The organism is Actinomycetota bacterium (assembly GCA_014360645.1).
Lineage (GTDB): Bacteria > Actinomycetota > Geothermincolia > Geothermincolales > RBG-13-55-18 > Solincola_B.
In genome coordinates this window covers 208,372-229,247 of record JACIXD010000001.1, presented here as the reverse complement: position 1 = coordinate 229,247, position 20,876 = coordinate 208,372, and the positions used below count along the sequence as shown (strand labels likewise).

Here is a 20,876-nt window from a genome sequence, read left to right as displayed (position 1 = left end):
CACTTTTATAACGGAAGTTCCAAAAAAGAAATTAGCATAATGCCAGATAAAAGGGTAGATTAAGCTGATTTCTTGGAGGACTTCGTGCCTACAGGGACTGCGTCTCGTTCCATCGCCTTCCTGGGGATTTTAGGGAGCCTTATCCCCAGCTTGTTCAGTATGGCCTTCTGTTCCGGGTCGGGGCTGACAATGCGCCTCTGGGAGATGTCCCCCATGCGCAGCGTGACCATCTGGATGCGGTCCAGGCAGCGGACGACATGCTCCAAAGAGGCGTCCGCGTCCTCGAGCCTCCTCCGCATCTCCTGGGTGACGAGGAGGGCGAGCATGCAGATGAAGGCGTGGGCGCGGGTGCGCGCGGCCTTTCTGTGGTCGAGCGGCCGAATCTCCAAGAGCCCAGTCCTTAGGTCCCGGAAGGCCCGTTCCACCAGGGCCAGGTCCCGGTAGCGATCATGCACCTGCACGGCATCCATGTCCTCCGAGGGGACGTTTGTCTTTATGCAGCAGCAGCCGTCTGAGGCCTCGGCCCTTGCGAGGGCTTCCTCGTCCACCGAGAAGGAGAGCTCCCTTCCCGCGAGGGCGAGCCGCACATAGCCGGAAACCCTGAGCCTTGCGAGCATCACCGCCATGCGGTCGTAGGCCTTGCGGGGATCCTTCCCCTTGGAGGAGGCAAGGGAGGAGGCCTCGGAGGCGAGGGCGGAGAGCGCTTTTTTAGGCGCTGCCCGCGATCTGCGGAGGCTTCCTCCGCCCGCTCGGGGCTTCTTCTCAGGATGTAGCGCACCGGCCCATCCTCTATCTCGCAGATCTCCCTGTCGAAGAGGGAGGGCCGGATCGCCCCAGAGGAGGCCAGGGCCTCGATCTCCGGCTTGGAGACGGAGGTGATGTAGAAGAGCCCCCCGCCCTCTATCTCCTTTATCCGGGCGCTCTCGATCATCCCCTTGTCCCCCACGAACACCACCCGCTCCGCGCCGAAGCGGGAGGCGATCTTCTCCACCTGGGGGTAGAGGGCGGCAAGGTCCTGGGTGGAGCCGGGAAAGACCTCCACCGAGAGGGGAAAGCCCTTCCGGTCGCAGAGCAAGCCCACCGCGATCTGCTTCTTCCCCCGCTTGCCGTCCCGGCTGTAGCCGTAGGCGGCGAGCCCGTCGCGCTCCCACTCCAGACAGGAGGAGGTCGCGTTATCATATTCATACTTCTACATAAAGCCCTTATACTTTGAATATTAGCAATACTAACGTGACTACATTATCGGCGTCGCCATCGCCCTATCCGGCCTTTTGCCTGCAATTATGTGGGAATTGGGTCGTCTGCGGCGCGGAGGTTCCGATATAAAAGTCATGAGATTCTCGAGCAGAAAATCAAATCCATTTAGCACTTCTTGTCCCATCGTTTCTCCTCCACCCAGCGCAGCCTGGCGGTGGCGAGCATGAGGCTGGAGGTGATATCCAGGGTGGTCTCCACCACCCTGGTCCTTCTCTTCACCTCCCTGAAGAGCCTCTCAAGGGGATTTTAGAGCGGATGAAACGCGAATGCCTTGGGATAGGAGTAGAAGGTGAGGGTGTCCTCCAAGCCGTCCTGCAACGCGTCCATGGCCTCGGGCGGTGCCTTGTTATACCCTGTGAATGACTTTACATTTGCCATTCATCGTACCATTGTCTTATCTGGGGATCGTCAAGGTGTTTGGTATCGAGATTCCGCGTATCCCCAATCACCTTGGCTGGATTTCCGGCCACTATTGCAAAATCATCAATGTTGTTTTTTACCACGCTATCCGCAGAGATGAGCACTCCATCACCAATATCGACGCCAGGAAGGATCTTTGAGCCCGCGCCTATAAACACATATCTGCCGATTCTTATTGGAGCGATAAGATATCCTTTCTTTTGCGCTTCGGGTACTTCCTGATAGTGATCACCATATAATCTGATCGCGATGTGAGAACTGTGCGTGAATATCCCAACCCACGCACCTATCTGTGTACCCTCTCCAATGGTCAAACCACCTGTTCCATCTAGTATCGTGTAATGCCAGATAAATACGTTATCGGCGATGCTTATCCTTTCCGGGTGATAAAAATACGCGGTGTTGCTGATTCTCGTCCTAGGTCTGAATTGGCCCGAAGCATCCTGATAGCCCCATATCATGCGTGGTTGCCCTAGGCGACTCATGAACAGGCTGTGCCATCTCCTTGCTTGCTGTTTTATGGGAGCGGGAATAAGTCTTTTAATTTCTACTCTCATGCCCTGATGATCTCCTTAACCGCAGCGATTACATCAATAATATCCTGTTCTTGCAATTTCGCGGATAGGGGTATGCTCAACGTTCTTTCGGAAATCCATTCCGCGTTGGGGAAATCGCCTTCGCGGTAGCCGAATTCCTCCTGGAAGAAAGGATGCAGGTGCAGTGCCACGTAATGGACCCCTACTCCGATATTTCTTCTGGTCATCTCATCAAGGAAGCGATCCCTGGTGATGTTCATCCGGTCGATGTCCAGGAGCAGCGTATAGAGATGATATGCATGCCTGGTGTTCTCCTCCTCGGGAGCAGGGGTGAAGACGGGCAGGTCCCGGAAAGCCTCGTTGTACCGTTTCCAGATCTCGCGCCTCCTCTCCCGATAGCGTTCGACCCGCGGAAGCTGGTGGATGCCCAGGGAGGCCTGGATGTCCGTCATGTTGTATTTATACCCGCAATATACGTACTGGTAATGCTTGTAGCCCTCGTCGGAGAACCGCTTCCAGGCATCTTTCGTCATACCGTGCAGGGCCAGTATTTTAATTCTGTTCGCGTATTCCTCGTTCTCCGTTATCACCATGCCGCCCTCCCCGGTGATGATGTTCTTGGTGACATAGAAGCTGAAGCAGCCCAGGTCCCCGAAGGTGCCCGCTTTCTTGCCGTGGTATTCCGTCTCGATGGCATGGGCGCAGTCCTCCACCACCTTCAGCCTGTATTCCTGCGCTATGGCCATGATGGCGTCCATATCGCACGGTCGTCCCGCGAAGTGCACGGGGACGATGGCCTTGGTGCGAGGGGTGATCTTTCTTCGTATGTCCTCGAGATCTATGTTCATGGTGTCGCGCTCGCAATCGACGAGCACTGGCTTCCCGCCTGCGTGGATCACGGCGTTTGCCGTAGCCCCAAAAGTCATGGTTGGAACGATCACCTCGTCACCTGGTTCTATCCCGATAGCGAGCATGGAAAGATGCAGTGCCGCCGTGCATGAGCTTACGGCTATGGCGTGGGTGCAACCTTTATACTCGGCGAACATCCGCTCGAATCTGGCGACCTTGGGGCCTGTGCCTATCCAGCCGGACTTGAGCGTGGCCACGACCTCGTCGATCTCATCCTGCTCGATGAGGGGAGCCCCGAAGACCAGGAAGTCTTCTCTCATGCCTGCACCTTCTGCCTGAGCCTTGAACGGCCAGAGATCCTTCTCACGCCCTTCGGACGGTTGTCCGCACCCTGCCGTTACGACCACCACCCCATTCTCCCATGCGACGGGCAAAAAAGTCCCGGATTCCCAGCCACCCCATCCTCATATGCTCCAGGGGGTCCCCACTGGAGCCCTTGAGCAAGAACTTTACCAGATAGGCGATCACATAAGAAATCATACACCACAGCAACACCGGAGTAAGGAAACAGGGGAAATGCCGCCTGCAGAGGAAGAGCGAGTTCCTGCATACGTAGTAGACGATCAGCGGCCGGTTGACCTTCGTGGTGCGGTTGACCTTGTGAAGGACGACGGATCCTGGAACCAGGTAGGTCTTCCACCCCGACCCGCGCGCGCGCAGAGCCCAGTCCAGATCCTCGAGATAGAGAAAATATGCCTCGTCCAGCAGCCCGACCGATTCGATCATCTCCCTGCGTACCAGCATGCTCGCGCCGGTCACGAAATCGGTCTCTCGCGGCTCAAGAGGATGTATGCCTTCCATCTCGCCCTTCGCCAAGTGCACTCCTCTGCCCTGCCACTTCACCAGCCGGCCGCCCGCGAACTGCACTTCATCCGGAGCGTCATAGTAGAGCGTTACCGAGCCCAGTATCCCGGCATCGGGCAAATCCATCGCGGCCTCGACGAGCCTTGTCAACGAATCCCGCTTTACCACGGTATCGTTGTTGAGTATCCACACCGCCTCCGCTCCCCGTTCTAGGGCATGCATGACTCCGACGTTGTTGCCCCCTGCATACCCGAGATTGGCCCTGTTTCTTATGAAAACCGCGTCGGGGAACTGTCTCTCCAACCTTTCTACCGACCCGTCCGTGGAAGCGTTGTCCACCACGACGACCTCGAAAGACCCATAATCTAGGCCAGTCAGCGAATCCAGGCATTCTCTGGTGTCCTCATAGTTGTTGTAGGTGAGCACGATGACGGAAACCGACATCGCCGCCTTTGTTTCCCGGGTGTCCATCGTGGCTCCGTCCTTTCAATACATCTTCCACGTCTTGCAAAAGAACCTGGTTGCCTTTACCGATATCATCCTCTTCAGCAGCGATATATCGCGTCATATGGCACAATCAAAAGCGGGCGAGGGTATGCTTGGCAACCTCGACTCGTTTTAGGAATCCGCCGCATTCAAGTCTTTTCGATCGCGAACAGCCTTATCCTTTCAAATAACCTATTACGAGATCTAGGGCGACGCGTAAAAGTGCTCTCCAGCGTCTCTTCGCGCCATGCGAACTCCCCTCTGCTCTGCAGCACGATGCCATCTTCCGGGGCCGCAACCCCACCGCTCATCGACTCCCTCCACAACAAAGAGACGGGAAGGTGGGGATAACCCAGGTCCGCCAGCAATGCCTTCATCTCTCCGCTCTTCAGAACCGCGTTATCGGTAAGCCAGGCGTTTTCCACCCCGTAGAAGCAGCGCAGCGGCGCGCCGTAGAGGTCTCCCATATGACGATCCATGATCACCACCGCGTCCTCCTCCACCGCCCTCGCGATATCCCCGCACAGCTCGAGCTGGTTTCCCCCTTCCTGGAGACCCATGATGGGGATGGAGACGTTGACCGTATAGAGAAAAAGGTAGAGAAAAACGCCCGCTATCACAAAACGGCATGGCCAAGCGCTTTTAAGCCAGCGGTTTGGTGCCCTCAATCCTTTTTCTCCGAACCGTTTGAGCAGAAAAAGGACAACCATGGCCCCGAGAGGAAGGACCACGGGGACCAGCCTGCGCATGGACATGATATGAAGAGGTGTATTATGAAAGTCCCAACTGTAGATGAGCGTAAAGGTGAGCCCGATCCAACCGATGATCATGGCGGCGAAATCCCTTCTCACGTTCAACCACAGGGCATAGCCTGCATAAATCAACGCTACGCCCGTGAAGGAAAAATACCATCCCCACCTGACCAGGGTTTCCTCCTTGTATAACGGCCCCACGATGCCGTTCAACCCGCCATAGACCCCCCGTGTCTCCGCGCCATGCGGCCTGACGAAGTAGAGGAAGATGAACAGAGCGGCCAGTATGACCCATGGCGCGGACAGAGACGCAGCGCGAAGTCCGAGGCGTTTTTTCGCTAACAGTCTCATGATCCTCTCCTCAAGGCGACTGCCGAAGATGATCGCGAACACCAGGGCGATAAGTGCCGCGATCCCCGCCGTCAAGACCACCCACCCCAGGCGAGATTCGTATGCTCCCATGATCTCGTAGAAATAGGGCGCCGTGAATATGCTGCCGAACAGTAGCGAAAGTGCTCCCCCCGTCAGCGTCAGGCCGACGAACCAGCGGTCCGAGACCGTGAAACCTGACAGAAGACGTTTTCCGGCATAGCACAATACGATCGGTGCGAGAGCAATGATAAAATCGATACGGCATAGAAAACCGAGGAAGAGGAAAAACGCCGCGCATACCGCGAGGCGTGCGGCCTCACTTCCACACCCGCGGTCCTCTTGCTCGAGGTAGGAGACCAAGCACACGCACGCGCCCAGGAACAGAAAGAGATTCATCATCTCGCTGGTCGTGTAGCGCGAGAAATAGAGGAAGATAGGAGATACGGCAAAGAGCACCAGGGTAAGCAGCCCCCACCTCCACCCGAGCAGCCTCCTGGCGAGCAGGAAGAACCCCCAGAAGGCCAGCACCGCGGCAAGGGTCACCGCCCAGAATATCCATTCTAACCCCAGGAACGAAGCGAAGACGGCCATGAGCGAGGGCCAGAGATAATAGAACTGGGGAACGACGATCCCTTTTTCCATGTCCGTGATATAGAACGCCTTGTTCTGGAAGGCCTCGAAACACCTGTTGGGACCCTCGTTGCGGACGTAGAGTAGGTCCCTGCGGTCTTCGTCCACCCTGTTTATGAGTGGGTCCACGAAGGACGTTCCGCCCGTGCGGTCTATCAAGGCGGCGATATTCGCATATACCCCCACGTCCGACCAGCCGAAGACGATCCTGCTGGGGGGCGATACCAGCACCAGCGACACTGTCACCAGCGCCAGGCACACCAGGTATGAACCGCGTCCCACGCGCAGAGGCCAGGACAGCCTCTTGCGCGTCAGCGCCGCCATGGGTAGGCACAACAGGGCCACCAGCACGAGCAAGGACCACAGGCGGTAGGCGGAGGCGAGGGCGAGTGCCAAGGAGCACAGGGAGACGATCCCCGTGCCCGTGGCGGCGGCGAGAAAGAGCCGCTCCTCGCCGCTGAGGACAGACGCAGTAGAGGCCTCAACTCTCGCTTCATCCCCTGCTGATTCAGCCTTCCCGGCACCGCCCCGCGCGTGTGACTCCTTCCCTCCCCGCGTCTCACAGCCACTCCTCCTCTCCATCAAGGACACGGCAAGCCAACCCGGCAGGAAAAGGAACAAGACCAGCGCGATGGCCTTCAAAGCGATCATCGGGCCCCTCTCCTCTCCACGGGGATCAGCCTCCTCGTATCCGAACATGTAACAGATGCCCGGTTTCCTTTGTGGTCAGACAGCACTCTGACCCGCGCACCATGCCCTTTCTTTCCGAGCATGGCCGTCTCGCCAGACATCACGTCCTAACCCACAACACCGCCGGTCACAGGGCTGTATCGTACACGCTCCCCGCCATGCCGCCAAGGCGTGGTGACTCCTGCAGCAGGCAGAAGGCGGTCCACAGGAATGCGAGCAGCACCAGAGCCTCCGCAAGCAGGGCGTCTCCGCCGTACCGGAAGACCGCCACATTAAAATATATGCCTGCCAGCAACAGGAGCAAGGCAATCCCCGCCTTCCACCTCTTCAAGCTAACGATGGCGCGGTACTCCAGCACCGCGAGCTCCAGGGGCAGGAGCCACAGGACGTTGACATACGAGGGCTTCACAGCGGGAAGGAAATACTCACAAACCAGGACCGTCAGCGAGCCGATCATATAAACCACCGCGGTCGAGGCGGCGCAGTCGCGGAAGAGCAGGGTCAACAGGGTCATGAGCAGAACGACCGCCGCCATCATCAGCGCAAGGAATGCACTCCCTACGTCCTTTTGAAAATGGTATTTGAAATACCATTGCACCGAGGTGTTTATTATGGGCGTTCGCAGGAAGGATCGGAGGTTGTCCATCCCTTCGATAAGGCGGTCGCGATACAGGCTGCCGATCGGCTGGTTGAGGCCGATGTTATCCCCCTCGTGGTGGCGCATGGCGCGGACGTAGCTCTCCCAGGTAGATATGCCAGCGAACGGCGCGCAGATCAGCAACAGGGCCAGCAGGCCGCAGGCCAGGCCTACGCAGGACCTCCATTTCCTGAACACCAGCAGCGGCACGGCCATGAAGACGAAGGTGGGCCTGAGGGCGGCCAGGAAGCCTAGCGCCACGCCGGAGGCCAGGGCCGCATGCCGCCACCGCCTCATGTATAGCCAGAAGGACAACGCGATCAAGAAAGCGTAGAGGATGTAGATCTGCCCCCTCTCGACGTGAAAGCGCCAGAAGGGAGTGGCCGAGAGCAGCAGTCCCGCTATCCAGACCCCTGCAGCGATGCCCCGTGAGGGAGCGCAGCGCGAAAGGAGAAAAACGCTCGCAAGAAACAGCAACCACTGCACGAAGAGCCATGCCGTCCTCTGGGCCGCGTAGGACAGCCATGCCAGCGGCAGATGGAGTACCAGCACGGTGGGAGGCACGGTGACCCGGCTCACCTCGTTGTCGGGGTTGTCCATGGGATCTAGAAGGGTGTCCGGATAGTCCTCCGACCACTTGAAGTAATAGGGGTCGAGATCCTCCCAGAGAAGTCGCGCCCCCACCACCCTGTTCCTCAGATCCACGCCCCCGTATTCCCAGGTGTGCCGGAAGTCCTGGATAAAGCCCCAGGCGGACAAGAGCGCGGCCAATATCAGAATCGCAGCGAGGATGAGAGGCGTGTCGGCGGCCCTGCCACTTCTCACGGACTATCTCTCCTCGAGGTATTCTTCCTCAACGTTCACGGACCAGATGTCGTGCTTGTCGGTCACGCCGCGAGCGATGCCGTCCACCGCCACCATGGCGGTTAGCATGGAGTGGTCCTGGTTGTTGTAGCGGTGCATGCCGTTCCTGCCCAACAGGAAGAGGTTTTCGAAGCGGTCCAGGTATTCCCTCACCACCTGGAAGCGGCGGTAGGTCCCGAAGTATGCCGGGTACACCTTGGCCATCCTGACCACCACTCCGTCCAACACGTCCCCCTCCTCCAGGAAGGCTATCTCTTTCATCTCCGCCACAGCCAGTTCCAGCATCTCTCTCTCGGACCTTGCCCATATATCGTCGCCCTCCCCGCAGATGTATTCCATGCCCACCCAGACCGTCTCCGGATCGGCCACCAGGTAGGGACTCCAGTTGTTGAAGATCTGCAGGCGGCTCACTCTGAGGTGTCTCTCCTGTACGTAGATCCAGTTGTCCCGCTCCAGGCCGTCTCCTGCCTTACCTCTCCCCGAGCCCCGCAGGCGCAGCCTACGCAGCAGCAAGCCGACGGTGACGAAGTTCCTATATTCCAGGCCTTCCGCCACCTCCCTGACCTCGGCCGGCACCTTCTCACCCAGCGCAACCACAAGTTCGCTCACCGGCATGGTGGAGAGAAAGTAGTCCCCCTCGTATCTCTTCACGGCACCGCGCACGTCCTCGGCCAACGCCGTAGTTATCCTGCCGGGCTCGCTCTCCAAAGTCACCACTCGCTCCGCCAGGCGGACCTCACCTCCGTGTTCCTCCACCAGACCCCCGACCTTCTCCCAGAGCTGACCGGGCCCGTATTTAGGGTACATGAAGCGCTCGATGAGGCTGGTCTCGACGTCCTTCTGTGCCACCGAGCGGTCCCTTACGAAGGCGCTCCTCAGGGCATGCGCCACTGCCTTCGCCGCCGAAAGCCCCTTGATCCGCTGCGCCCCCCAGGAGGGATCGATCTCGGAGCAGGGCATCCCCCATACCTTCTCGGTATAGTCCTTGAAGAAGGTGCGGTAGAGCTCGCGCCCGAAGCGGTTGATGAGGAAGTCCTCCAGGGACCTCTCTTCCCTGACCGGGAAGAGCCTGGCCCGCGCGTAGCTCCCCCCCACCTTGAGCGTTCGCACGAGCCCGAGGTTGGCAAGGGTGGTTGCGTTCAGGCGCACGGGATATTCGTAGAGCTTGCCCTCGAAGAGTATGCGTGAGAGGCGCTCCCTCACCAGCATGACCTCGTCCTCGGTCTCCGGGTCGGGGGCCGTCACCTGTCGCGCCTCCCTCTCGCCCAGCCCACGCCTCCATGCTTGACGAGGCAGCTCCACGCCCGGACCAGGCATGCCGTCCCGGGCCGGGGCCCCCTGGAGGGGAAAGAGGTTCAGCCACCATCCCATCACCCGGTCAGACTTGGAGAAGAAGCGGTGACCGCCGATATCCATGCGGTTTCCCCTGTGCTCAACTGTACGCGATATCCCCCCCACCGCGTCCGAGGCCTCGAGGACCAGCGGCTTGATGTCCGTACGGTCCAGGAACTCATAGGCGGCGGTGAGGCCGGCCGGCCCCGCTCCTATGATGATGGCCGTACTTCCCTTCTTCTCATGCACGTCGTACATCCCTCCAGGCGCGCACCCTCTGGAGGGCCAGGCTCAGCGCGAACCTGGCCGCCAGGCCCGCCAGCACCAGCGGCAGGAGCAGCCAACCCCTCCACCCCCGGTAGCGCTTGCGGAAGAAGATGAACATGCTGCGGTGGTGGTGGTAGAGCATGCGCGTGGACTGCTGGGAACTGCTCTTCCCGATGTGGTGCACGAGGCGAAAGCCGGGGTGGAAGACCACGCGGTGCCCCGCCTCGCGGAGGCGCCAGCAGATGTCCACGTCCTCCACGTACATGAAGTAGGACTCGTCGAAGCCGCCCACCTCTTCCGCCGCCTCCCGGCGCAGCAGCATGGCCGCCCCGGACACCCAGTCCACCTCGCAGGGCTCGTCCCTCCTCAGGTCCTTCATCTGGTAGGACCTGGTAAGGGGGTTGTCGGGCCACAGCTCCCCCAGCAGGCCGTGCACGGCGTTCTCCAGCATGCCGGGAAAGCGCCGGCAGGACATCTGGAAGCTGCCGTCGGCGTTGAGGACCAGGGGGCCGAGGGCCGCCACCCCGGGGTGTTCGTCCAGATAGTCGAGGACCTCCTCCACCCCGCCCGTCACGAACACCACGTCGCTGTTGAGGATGAAGACGTAGGGCCTGGCGGCGGCGCGCAGGCCTCGGTTGCAGGCGGAGGCGTAACCGGGATTGCCGGGGTTCTCCACCAGGCGGACCCAGGGGAACCCCTCCCGCACCATCTCCACGCTCCCGTCGCGGGAGCCGTTGTCCACCACCACCACCTCCGCCTCCGGGAGGTGCTCGCGCGCGGATGAGAGGCAGGCGCGGAGGTCCTCCGCGGTGTTGTAGTTCACGATCACCAGGGTCAGCCTGTGCAATGCCTCACCTCTCGCATCTTCTGGACCTACGCCGAAGGCGCACGCCGGCTGCGCCCGATCCCGTCACCGCCGGCCTTGAGCCCGGCAGACCCGGCCCTGTGCCAGTCGACTTTTCTCCCCTCCCCGCCATGCCCGGAACAGGCCGGCCAGGTAACCGCACATCTTGGCCGCGTCTATTCCCAGCATGAGCAGGGCCACGGCGGGCACGGCCGCCGCCTGCTCCCACGCAGGCCTTCCCTGCAGGTAGAAGGGGATGCGCAGCCAGCGCCTCCCCGCGTAGAGCGCCCCCGCCCCCGCGGTGGCGGGGAGGTGGCGCCTGCCCCGCGCGCTGCAGAGAGCGAAGATCAGCCAGCCGTAGGCGGCAAAGCGCAGCAGGTGACGCCGGGGGTACATCCCCGCCTCCCCGTCCCCCCTGGCATAGCGGTAATACTGCCGCAGCAGCGCGCGGAGGCCCCCGCGCATGCGCCAGTAGACCAGGGCGCCCTTCTCCAGCCTGTACGCGACACCCGCCCTCTTCCAGGCATGGTTGAAATACATGTCCTCGCCGATCTCCAACCACACCGGGTACCCTCCCGCCACCTCCCATACGCGGCGGCGGAAGGCGAGGGAGCGCGATGAGGGCATGAAGCGCTTCTCCCGCACCTCCCAGGGCAGGGGCAGGGTGGCGCAGGCCGAGAGCTCCTCGAACCGGTTGCGCGTCAGGGGCTGGTAGAACCCCGCCACAAGGTCGATACCGGCGTCTCCGCGCAGGGGGGCGGTGATCCTCTCCAGCCAGTCGGGGGCCAGCACGCATCCCGCGTCGGTGACGGCGATGATGCCGTGCGCGGCCAGGCGCACGGCCTCGTTCCTGCCCCGGGCGATGTTCCAGCCCTCGCGTACCTCCACGCGCACCGGAAAGGGGGCCCGCGCGGCCAGCTCGCGCAGAAGCTCCGGGGTGCCGTCGCGCGAGCCTCCGTCCACCACCACCACCTCGTCGGGAGGGAGGGTCTGTCCCGCGATGCTCGTCCACCATTCGCCGAGGCTGTCGGCCTCGTCGAGCACCGTGGCCACCAGGCTGACCCCCTCGGCGCTCAATCCGCCTCCACCACCTCAGAGTATATGGCCGCCACTTCCCTGGCCGCCTTTTCCCAGGTGAACGCGGCCGCCCTCCTGCGGCCCTCCCGCACCAGGCGGGAGCGCAGCTCGCCGTCGGAGAGCAGCCTCTCCACGCAAGCGGCGATCTCCTCCGCGTCCAGGGGGTCCTCCAGCAACAGTGCCGCCTCCCCCACCACCTCGGGCAGGGAGGAACGCCGGGAGGTGATCACCGGCACGCCGCAGGCCATGGCCTCCAGAGGAGGCAGACCGAAACCCTCGTAGATGGAGGGGAACACCAGCATCTCCGCCCGGCACAGCAGGCATGCCAGACGCTCGTCGGGCACGTAGCCCGTGAAGACCACCGCCCCCTCGAGCCCCAGGTCCCGCACCCGGAAGGCCAGCTTGCGGTACTCGGTGTTGTTGAGCTTCCCCAGGCCCCCGCCCCCGATGACCGCCAAGCGGTGGCCGAGGCCCCGCTCCCGCAGGCGCGCGAAGGCCTCCACCAGGGTGGCCAGGTTCTTGCGCGGGTGGAGATTCCCGATGTAGGCGAGGTAGGGAGGCTCCAGGCGGTGGGCGCGCAGGGCCGTCTCCACCTCCCCCGGGTCTGGCTCGCGCGAGAATACCGGGTTGAGGCCGGGATAGACCACCCGTATCCTCTCCTCCGGCATATCGTAGACCTCACGCAGCTCGTCAGCGGTGAAGCGGGAGTCCGCGAGCACCGCCCGCGAGCGTTCAAGAAGGGGGGGCATGGCGGCGATGAAGCGCCTGATGCCCTTGCTCTGCATCTCGGGGAAACGCACGAAGTTGATGTCGTGCACCGTGGTGACCAGCTTCGCCCTGCGCAGCGCCGGCGCCTGGTAGTTGGTGGCGTGGAAGAGGTCGAAGTCCCCCGCCAAGGCCTCCGCGGAAAGGAGCGAGGTCCTGGGCCACCAGGTGTAGTAGAGGAAATTGGCCGGAAGGTTGTAGCCCCTGTATTCCACCCCCTGTATGGCGGGCAGGCGTTTCAGGCGGTGTCCTCCCCGCAGCGACAGGGCGAAGAGGGCGATCTCCAGGTCAGGCGCCACGCGGCGTAGGTGATCCACCAGGTTCGCGGTGTAATGCCCGATGCCGGTCTTCTCGATGAGGAAGGGAGTGCCGTCGACCAGCACCCTCATATCAGACCTCCTCCGTCCGCCGCATCAGGCCGAGGTGCGTCCCAGGGAGATCATGATCACCCCCGCGACGATGGCCGCGACCCCCAGCCAGTTCCAGACGGTGATGCGGTAGGACTCGAAGAGCCGGTCATAGAGCAGGACCACGATGTAGGTGAGACTGACGAAGGGATAGGCGACCCCCAGGGGGACGTCCGCCAGCACCACCAGCCAGAAGCCCGCGGAGGCCACGAAGAGGAAGAGCCCGAGCAGCACCAGCCAGGTGGTGACGATCTCCCTGACGAAGGTGAGGGGCTTCTTCATGAGGTCCCCCGCCTCCATGCCCGTCCTTTCCTTGACCACCTCCATACCGCGGCGCAGGCAGATCTGGCCGCTGATGGCGAGGGCCACGCTCACCAGGATAAGGGCGTAGGACACCGGCTTGACGGCTGCTTCCATCATTCCTCCTTCTTGTTCCTCCCCTCCCGCCTTTTCCTCCCCGCCGTTTCCGGAGGCGAGGGGCGGAAAGGCGCGACAGGGGTATTATATCAGCACCCCGCGACCCCTTCAGGGCAGCATCAAGAAGCCTGATGCGTTGCAGCGGCCCGCCTGAACGGCCTTCTCACCCGGTGTGCCTCGCGCCCCGGCGTGGACGCCCGGGCGCGGCCGGACCCTCCTCCGGCACAAGCGGCTTCCCGGGCTCCATGCCAAGACGGACATCCCGCCCCGGAAGGTCGGGGCGTCACCGCCCCCTCTCCAGGGCGGACCGCTCCTGAGAACGCTTTTTCCGGGCTGGTCCACGCGCCGGCATGACACCACCGTCAGCCCGCCTCCGTGAAGAGCGCCGGCGCCTCGATGGGCAGGGGCGGCTTCTCTCCGTAGGCGCGGAAGAACATGTCTATGCGGCTGGAGGCATCCATCCCGCCCTGGGAGGAGGACTGTGCCACCATCACCCTGCGGGGCAGCGCGTCATCCCTGCCGATCCAGACCTCCACCGCGATCTCGCCCAGGACCTCGTCGGGGTCCATCCCCTCGTACTGCTCCTCCAAGGCCGGGTTTTCCTGCAGGCGCAGCTCCATGAGCTCGCGGCCACTGATGCCGTAGCTCAAGCGAGCGCACAACACGCCCTCCACCTCCTCCCAGCCTACCCACACGGCATCCTCGCCCAGCGAGAGCAGGCGCTGCATGAGGCCGGCATAGTCGAAATAGCGGTTCTGGCCCTCGGGCGGGGTGTAATGGATCCATCCGGGAACCCCGAGCTGGGCGGCGAGCGCCTCCCCCATCACGTAGGCGGTGCGCCCCCCGTCAACGGTGAGGTAGGAGAAGGAGTTCTCCTGCCGTTCTTCCGGCTTGCGTGAGCTGGTGGCCGTCTCGCGGTACTCGTATCTCTCGCGCAGGGGCAATACCACCTCCCCCTCCGCGGCTACGGACTGGCGCAGGGTCCCCTCCGGCGTGGTGAACTCCACCTCGGTCTCCTGGCTGAACGCCAGGTAACCGCCGCCCTCCACGTAGCCCTCCACCGCCTCGCGGGACCTGCGGACCCATTCCGAGGCGTCCTCCCTACCGCATCCGGTGAAGAGATGCGCCAACATCAGGCAGGCCAGCACGATCAACGGCATCCGCCTTACGGCCATGATCGTGGATAACATGTCCCGCGTCGCATTGCGGGTCGCGATCAACACGGCCCCTCCCCCTTCGGGTCACACCTCTCGAGGAACTCCACCACATGGCGTGCGAACTCCTCGAAATCGGACCTGCGCCCCGCAAATTCAACGACCTTTTCCATATCTAGCTTGACGTATTCATGTTCGAGTATGTTTCTAAAACCCGCCATCCCCCTGATCCGTGCTGCGAACTCCCTGGGGAGTATTCCCTCCCTTCCCAGGATATCGATAATATCCTGGTAGGTCTCCGGCATGCCCAGAGAATGAGCGGCGATGATATGGGAACCTACGTCCAGCAAGTCCTGTATTGCCAGAAAAAGGCAGCGTTCCAGCGCCCTGCGCGCCTGGAAGTTGGCGCGGTCTTCCAGGTCCTCCGCTCTCCCCACCTCGATCCTGGAAATCTCATCCAACACCCCTCTGAGGTGATCCAGACGGCCGAATATGAGCCTGCGGTTCATCTCCCACCCCTATTCCCCGAACCGCTTCCGACCTTAAAGAACCGGGCTAGATGTGCTTCGTAATCCTCCTCCACCCACCTGAAATCAAGGTATCGCATGCAGGTCTCCGCCTCAAATGCGATGCGGGAACCCTCTTCCCGAGCATAAACGGGCTTTCCGTCCTTGATGACCGCGAAACGCAATCCCGGAGACGCTTCGTTGAGGAGCAGGACGTCCACCTTCTCCTCGCCCAGGAGCTCGGCAAGGCGAGACATGATGTCCAGGCGTCGCTCCATCATGCTTCCGCGGTCGCCTCCCGGTTCGAACAGTACCGCGATGTCCAGGTCGCTCATCCTTCCCGCGGTCCCCTTAGCCCGGGATCCGAAGAGATATGCTAGCGCCACATCTTCACGGGAAGCGAAAAACGCGCGCAGGGTCTCCACGAGAACCGTTTCGGATGCTTTCCGGCGTTGGGGAATCCCGGCGACAGGCCCGTCTTTATCGGTCGCTGCCGGTCTTGCCCCCTTTTTCCCGGCCCGCGGTTTGCCGATAGCGACGGCCCCGGCCCGCCCGGCCATGTACTCCCTCAACGCCTCCCTTATCAACTCGCTTCTTCCCCGGTGCTCGGCGCTGGCCAACTCGTCCACCGCTTTGACGAACTCCTCGGGCATGGTGATATTTATGCGCACCGCCATTCCTCATCACCCCATCAGACGATAACACGCCCCCAATATCCCTGCAACACACTAATTATGTATTTTATGTGTATCAGGACGCTGCTGTTCCGACACCCTGCGATGCCGTGTTTCCCTGAAACGACGGTTTGAAAAGGCGGCCGCCGGGGTTTATGCTTTCATGCAGGGTGCAGGCAGGACGATCACGGGGAGAGGACATGAAGATAGCCGTTATAGGAACGGGATATGTGGGCCTGGTAACCGGGGCCTGCTTCGCCGACCTGGGACATTCCGTGATCGGCGTGGACAAGGACGGGGAGAAGATAGCGCGCCTCAACCGCGGAGAGGTCACCATCTACGAGGTCGGCCTCCCCGAGCTGCTGTCGCGGCACCTGGGACGCAACCTCTCCTTCACCACCGACACCGCCGAGGCGGTGGGGACATCGGAGATCGTCTTCATCACCGTGGGCACGCCCCAGGGCGAGGACGGCGCCGCGGACATGTCCTACGTCATCGAGGCCGCAAGAGACATCGCCGAGGCCATCAACGGCTACAAGGTCATCGTCAACAAGAGCACCATGCCCGTGGGTTCCACCCGCCTGGTGGAGAGGGTGATAAAGGAGAGGGCGGGTGGAGAGGAGTTCGACGTCATCTCCAACCCGGAATTCCTGCGCGAGGGCACGGCAGTGAGGGACTTCATGCATCCCGACCGCATCGTGGTGGGCACGGAGAGCCAGCGGGCGGCGGGCATCATGGCCGAGCTCTACCGTCCCCTCAACGCTCCCCTCTTCATCACCGACCCCGCCAGCGCGGAGATGATCAAGTACGCCTCCAACGCCTTCCTGGCCACCAAGGTGTCCTTCATCAACGCCATCGCCAACATCTGCGAGGCGGTGGACGCCGACGTGAAGGAGGTGGCTATGGGCATGGGCTATGACCGCCGCATAGGCTTCGAGTTCCTGCGCTCCGGACCCGGCTTCGGGGGCTCATGCTTTCCCAAGGACTGCCAAGCCCTCATCGACATCGCCCGGCGCTCCGGGTACAGCTTCCACCTCCTGGAGGGCGTCATGCAGGTGAACCGGGAGCAGATGGAGCTCATGGCCAGGAAGGTCGAACGGCGGCTGGGCGGGCTGGAGGGCAGGAGGATCGCCGCCTGGGGACTGGCCTTCAAGGCCAACACCGACGACGTGAGGGACTCCCCCGCCCTGGAGATCATCCGCAAGCTCATGGAGGGAGGCGCGGAGGTCATCGCCTACGACCCCCAGGCCATGGACAACGCTCGCCAGGCCCTGCCCGAGCTGCGCTGTGCGGGGAGCGCCCTGGAGGCGGTGGAAGGAGCCGACCTGCTCCTCATCCTCACCGACTGGGACGAGTTCAAGCTCCAGGACTTCCGGCGCGTTGGCGAGGTCATGAAGGGGCGAGAGATCGTCGACACCCGGAACTGCCTGGAGCCCCTCTCCGTGCGGCGCCTGGGCTTCATCTACGAGGGCGTGGGCCGCTAGGACGGCGCGGAGACGGGCCGCAGGGGGACGCCGTAATCGTCGACACCGGGAACTGCCTGGAGCCCCTCTCCGTGCGGCCTCCGGGTCCCTCCGCCGGGATGATAAGGACCGCCCGTCCTCAGCGCGCCGTCTCCCGGTAGGCCTCCAGGGTGAGCTCTACGGTACGCTCCCACCGGTACGCGGCCGCGCGCTCCCGGCCCAGGCGGGCAAGCTCCCGTCGCATGTCCTCGTCGCCCGCCAGGCGCCGTATGGCCTTGCCCAGCTCCATGACGTCGCCTGGGTCCACCAGGAGCGCCACCCCCTCGCCTACCTCGCGCAGGGAAGAGCCGTTGGAGGTCACCACGGGCAGCCCCCTGGCCATGGCCTCCAGGACGGGGAGGCCGAACCCTTCGTACAGCGAGGGATAGACGAACATCTTCGCTCCCCTGTAAACCGCTTCCAGGTCCTCGCGGGAAAGGTATCCCAGCCACCTCACGCCGTCCTGGGAGAGGATGCGCGAGAGCTCGCGCCTGCCCATCCACCCCGGGGACCCCACCAGGACGAGCTTCCCGCATCCCCTTTTCTCCTCCGCGTCAAGGGCTGCGTATGCCTGCACCAGTCGCGAGAGGTTCTTGCGTGGCTCGATGGTCCCCACGAAGAGGATATAGCCGGGCTGCAGGCGATACTTCTCGAGCACCCGCTCCACCTCCCCCGGGCCGGCATCGAGCGGCGTGTCCACCCCCAGGGGGACCACCCTGACCCGGGGATCATGCCCCCCGGTGAGGGAACGCAGGTCATCACAGGTGCTCAGGGAATCCACCAGGATGGTGCGGGCCCGGCGCACGATCAAGGTCAAGCCGCGCCGGTGGAATGCCCGCCAGCGGGCGGGGAACGCCCAGGGGTATTTCAGCACGCAGAGGTCGTGTATCGTGGCCACCAGGGGAGCGCGCGAGGGCGTATAGACCAGCGACGGGGTGTGCGCCAGGTCGATCTGTCCCACCAGCTTTTCCAGGCACGGCCTGTCTAGGACGTGCCAGGAGACCCCCGTTACGTCCCGCCGTCCCGGGAGCCTCAACTCCTCCGCCCCGTCCAGTCCGGGGAAGGCGCGGGCTCCTTCCGGGCCGTGGTGGAAGAGCACCAGGGAATCCATATCCGCCGCCCCCGCCAGACCCGGCACCAGGTGGCGCAGGTAGGTCCCTATGCCGCCCGGCTGGCGGTAGAAGAGCTGGTCAACGAAGATCGCCGCCCGCACCCGCCTCACCTCACCGCCCGCAGCCGGAACGGATGTCACGCCCTGCACGGCTGCATCGGCTCCGGTCGTCGAGAAGCATAGACACCCCCTCCTCAAATGCACCGATCGAGGCTCCGTTTCCGGTGCCCGGCCAACCTGAATCCACGGGAGAGGTATTGCATCGCATCCGCCTCACCCTCGGCGCGCCATGCACCCCCAGCACCCCTTTACAGGCTGGACGGCAGGTTGGGGTAACTCGGCAGTTGCTGCTGCCACCTCTTGTATTCGGACCACGACGGATGGGGCTCTCCCGTGTACTCGAAAAGCCCGTAATAGACGTGGTCCCAGGAGGTGCCGGGCTCTTCGTCGATGTCGCGGTAGATCCAGATCTTCCTGCAGCCCGCGCCGAACAGGGCTCCCACCCCCACCGAGCCTATGGCTTCCGCCTGCATGCTCTCGTTGTACAGCCCGGGTTGGTTGTCGCTGTGATGGGGCGTGCCGATCTCGGTCACCGCCACCTCATGCCAGATGTTATGGCTACGCATCTCTCTCGCGAAGTATGCGTAATGCTCTCCCCATTTCCAGAAATCCTTGTAGGGGTGTATGGCAAGCATGTCCGAGGATCCGTGGAAGCCGATGAGCATGTTTATGTCGAAGGTTGTGCGGGATGTGGGCGCCAGCTCCACTTTTCTCTTGATGACCTCGCCCTTGGTCATCATGAAGGTTATCTCGGCAGTGACCGCCTCGGGGTGGGGGTTCTGGAGACACAGGTACTGCTGGATGGAGAAGCCCGTGCAGCCCTCGGCGAAATACCAGGTGTCCGAGGAGGACCTGGCGCCCACCACGCAGTGCCCGCCCGTCCAGACGCCCTGGTAGTTGAAGTACATGGGGCGCTCGGCGATGAAGTCCGAGCTCGAGACGATCTTCACCGAGACGTCCTTCCCCGGGCCCACCAGGTCGTTGACCTTGAAGGTGGTGCGGGAGGTGGGGTCGAGGCGGAAGGTCATCGGCTGGTTGTCTCCCTGCCCGGGACCGAACATGAAGGTCATGGTGACGTCGATGGGTTCGGGGTTGGGGTTCTGCAGGCACAGCCATTCCTCGAAGCCGTCGCGGGTGGTGCCCTCGGCGAAGAACCACTCCCTTCCCGCCGCGGTGGCTCCCACCACGTCGTGCCCGCCCGTCCAGACGCCCTGGTAGTTGAAGTACATGGGGCGCTCGGCGATGAAGTCCGAGCTCGAGACGATCTTCACCGAGACGTCCTTCCCCGGGCCCACCAGGTCGTTGACCTTGAAGGTGGTGCGGGAGGTGGGGTCGAGGCGGAAGGTCATCGGCTGGTTGTCTCCCTGCCCGGGGCCGAACATGAAGGTCATGGTGACGTCGATGGGCACGGGGTTGGGGTTCTGCAGGCACAGCCATTCCTCGAAGCCTTCGCGGGTGGTGCCCTCGGCGAAGTACCATTCTTTTCTGGCCTCTGTGGCGCCCAAGACATTATGACCCCCGTCCCATGCTCCCTTGTAGTTGAAGTACATGGGGCGCTCGGCTACGATGGGCCTGCTGGAGGTGACCTTCATGGAAACGTCCTGGCCTGGCCGGTTCACCTCGTCGTAGAGGCGTACCGTGAGTTCGGCACCCGTGTTAGGGTTCGGGTCCAGTGTGCATATCAATGCCCCGCACATCACCTGCCCCGAGGGATCCTTCTCCTTGATGGCGGCATATGCCGTCTGCAACATGGGAAGGTAGTCCGTCTCCACCTGGCCGCCGAAATGGTAAACCCCCCACTGACGGTAGGCGTAGGCATCCTGGTCCCAGCCCGGCTCGTTCCATATCTCGTAGAAATCCACCACCCCGCCGTACCGTTCCGCCACCCGGGAGCAGAATGCATACCAGTCGCCCCAATCGCGCGGCGGGGCATTGTGGGAAAAACTACCATAGGCAGGGTCACGCGCCCACCCCGGGGTAGGGCCCTGCAGTAGAAGGAGGATGGACTGGGCGCCGTCGGCCAGGCGAGCGTTGATCTCCCTGTCGTAATACGAGAAATCGAAGGTGTCCTTTGCCCTGTGGATATCGCTCCATTTAACCACCACCTTATGATGGCGCACCCACTGCCGCTCGGAAAGTGGGACGAGGTTAACCATGCGCCTCGAGTAATCGCGGGCATCAAGGCCGAGGATGGTCATGTCCGCCGCGCTCGCCGCCCGCACCCCGGCTCCGGCGCTCGCCGCCCCGCTTTCCGCCATCGCCGCCGCCGCGGCGGAAAGCAGCAAGATCAGGGTCACGGAGACCGACAGGTATCTCTTCAACGCGCCTGTTCCCTTCATGGCCCTCCTTTATCCGTTCCTTCCCCTCCGCTCTCTCTTCGCAACCATCATGAATCAGAACGCG

General features: G+C 62.5%; 18 protein-coding genes. 1 reads left to right on the top strand and 17 read right to left on the bottom strand.

What is annotated here, in order from left to right; all coding sequences use genetic code 11:
• Nucleotides 1–59: 59 nt before the first annotated feature.
• The 15 genes from H5T74_00990 to H5T74_00920 all read right to left on the bottom strand — a co-directional run bounded on the left by H5T74_00990 (nucleotide 60) and on the right by H5T74_00920 (nucleotide 15,803).
• Nucleotides 60–626, bottom strand: a complete 567-nt coding sequence (locus H5T74_00990; GenBank protein MBC7228955.1) for a transposase — start codon at nucleotides 624–626, stop codon at nucleotides 60–62.
• Nucleotides 617–1,156: a transposase gene (locus H5T74_00985; protein ID MBC7228954.1), complete on the bottom strand. Its 540-nt coding sequence runs from the start codon at nucleotides 1,154–1,156 to the stop codon at nucleotides 617–619. Before H5T74_00985 ends, H5T74_00990 begins: the two co-directional genes overlap by 10 nt.
• A 466-nt stretch (nucleotides 1,157–1,622) precedes the next feature.
• On the bottom strand, nucleotides 1,623–2,234 hold the full coding sequence (locus H5T74_00980) for an acyltransferase (protein MBC7228953.1): 612 nt from the start codon (nucleotides 2,232–2,234) through the stop codon (nucleotides 1,623–1,625).
• The gene (locus H5T74_00975; protein MBC7228952.1) at nucleotides 2,231–3,382 is read right to left on the bottom strand and encodes a DegT/DnrJ/EryC1/StrS aminotransferase family protein; all 1,152 of its coding nucleotides are present in this window, start codon (nucleotides 3,380–3,382) and stop codon (nucleotides 2,231–2,233) included. Before H5T74_00975 ends, H5T74_00980 begins: the two co-directional genes overlap by 4 nt.
• Before the next feature lie 43 nt (nucleotides 3,383–3,425).
• Nucleotides 3,426–4,397, bottom strand: coding sequence for a glycosyltransferase family 2 protein (locus tag H5T74_00970; GenBank protein MBC7228951.1), 972 nt, complete (start codon nucleotides 4,395–4,397; stop codon nucleotides 3,426–3,428).
• A gap of 164 nt (nucleotides 4,398–4,561) precedes the next feature.
• Entirely contained in the window at nucleotides 4,562–6,817 is a 2,256-nt protein-coding gene (locus H5T74_00965; protein ID MBC7228950.1) for a glycosyltransferase family 39 protein, read from the bottom strand.
• A gap of 166 nt (nucleotides 6,818–6,983) precedes the next feature.
• Nucleotides 6,984–8,318, bottom strand: a complete 1,335-nt coding sequence (locus H5T74_00960; GenBank protein ID MBC7228949.1) for a DUF2029 domain-containing protein — start codon at nucleotides 8,316–8,318, stop codon at nucleotides 6,984–6,986.
• 3 nt (nucleotides 8,319–8,321) lie between these two features.
• Complete coding sequence (locus H5T74_00955) at nucleotides 8,322–9,947, bottom strand: NAD(P)/FAD-dependent oxidoreductase (protein ID MBC7228948.1); 1,626 nt, start codon at nucleotides 9,945–9,947, stop codon at nucleotides 8,322–8,324.
• Entirely contained in the window at nucleotides 9,931–10,803 is an 873-nt protein-coding gene (locus H5T74_00950) for a glycosyltransferase family 2 protein (protein ID MBC7228947.1), read from the bottom strand. The genes H5T74_00955 and H5T74_00950 overlap by 17 nt, the downstream gene beginning before the upstream one ends.
• Before the next feature lie 63 nt (nucleotides 10,804–10,866).
• Complete coding sequence (locus H5T74_00945; protein ID MBC7228946.1) at nucleotides 10,867–11,877, bottom strand: glycosyltransferase; 1,011 nt, start codon at nucleotides 11,875–11,877, stop codon at nucleotides 10,867–10,869.
• The gene (locus H5T74_00940) at nucleotides 11,874–13,031 is read right to left on the bottom strand and encodes a glycosyltransferase family 4 protein (GenBank protein ID MBC7228945.1); all 1,158 of its coding nucleotides are present in this window, start codon (nucleotides 13,029–13,031) and stop codon (nucleotides 11,874–11,876) included. The genes H5T74_00945 and H5T74_00940 overlap by 4 nt, the downstream gene beginning before the upstream one ends.
• 24 nt (nucleotides 13,032–13,055) lie before the next feature.
• Nucleotides 13,056–13,469 (bottom strand): EamA family transporter, encoded by a 414-nt coding sequence (locus H5T74_00935; protein ID MBC7228944.1) that lies wholly within the window; start codon nucleotides 13,467–13,469, stop codon nucleotides 13,056–13,058.
• A gap of 359 nt (nucleotides 13,470–13,828) precedes the next feature.
• A complete protein-coding gene (locus H5T74_00930) occupies nucleotides 13,829–14,620 on the bottom strand; it encodes a hypothetical protein (GenBank protein ID MBC7228943.1) in 792 nt (263 codons plus the stop codon).
• 62 nt (nucleotides 14,621–14,682) lie between these two features.
• Nucleotides 14,683–15,081 carry a DUF86 domain-containing protein gene (locus H5T74_00925; GenBank protein MBC7228942.1) on the bottom strand — a complete coding sequence of 133 codons (399 nt, stop codon included), beginning with the start codon at nucleotides 15,079–15,081 and terminating at the stop codon, nucleotides 14,683–14,685.
• A gap of 44 nt (nucleotides 15,082–15,125) precedes the next feature.
• On the bottom strand, nucleotides 15,126–15,803 hold the full coding sequence (locus H5T74_00920; GenBank protein MBC7228941.1) for a ribbon-helix-helix protein, CopG family: 678 nt from the start codon (nucleotides 15,801–15,803) through the stop codon (nucleotides 15,126–15,128).
• Between the two features lie 197 nt (nucleotides 15,804–16,000).
• Here H5T74_00920 and H5T74_00915 point away from each other — a divergent pair, with 197 nt between their 5' ends.
• Nucleotides 16,001–17,284: a UDP-glucose/GDP-mannose dehydrogenase family protein gene (locus H5T74_00915; GenBank protein ID MBC7228940.1), complete on the top strand. Its 1,284-nt coding sequence runs from the start codon at nucleotides 16,001–16,003 to the stop codon at nucleotides 17,282–17,284.
• A 118-nt stretch (nucleotides 17,285–17,402) separates the two neighbouring features.
• On the opposite strand, the gene H5T74_00910 is transcribed toward H5T74_00915, so the two are convergent.
• Complete coding sequence (locus tag H5T74_00910) at nucleotides 17,403–18,515, bottom strand: glycosyltransferase family 4 protein (protein MBC7228939.1); 1,113 nt, start codon at nucleotides 18,513–18,515, stop codon at nucleotides 17,403–17,405.
• A 206-nt stretch (nucleotides 18,516–18,721) separates the two neighbouring features.
• Nucleotides 18,722–20,812, bottom strand: coding sequence for a hypothetical protein (locus tag H5T74_00905; GenBank protein MBC7228938.1), 2,091 nt, complete (start codon nucleotides 20,810–20,812; stop codon nucleotides 18,722–18,724).
• Nucleotides 20,813–20,876: the final 64 nt, after the last annotated feature.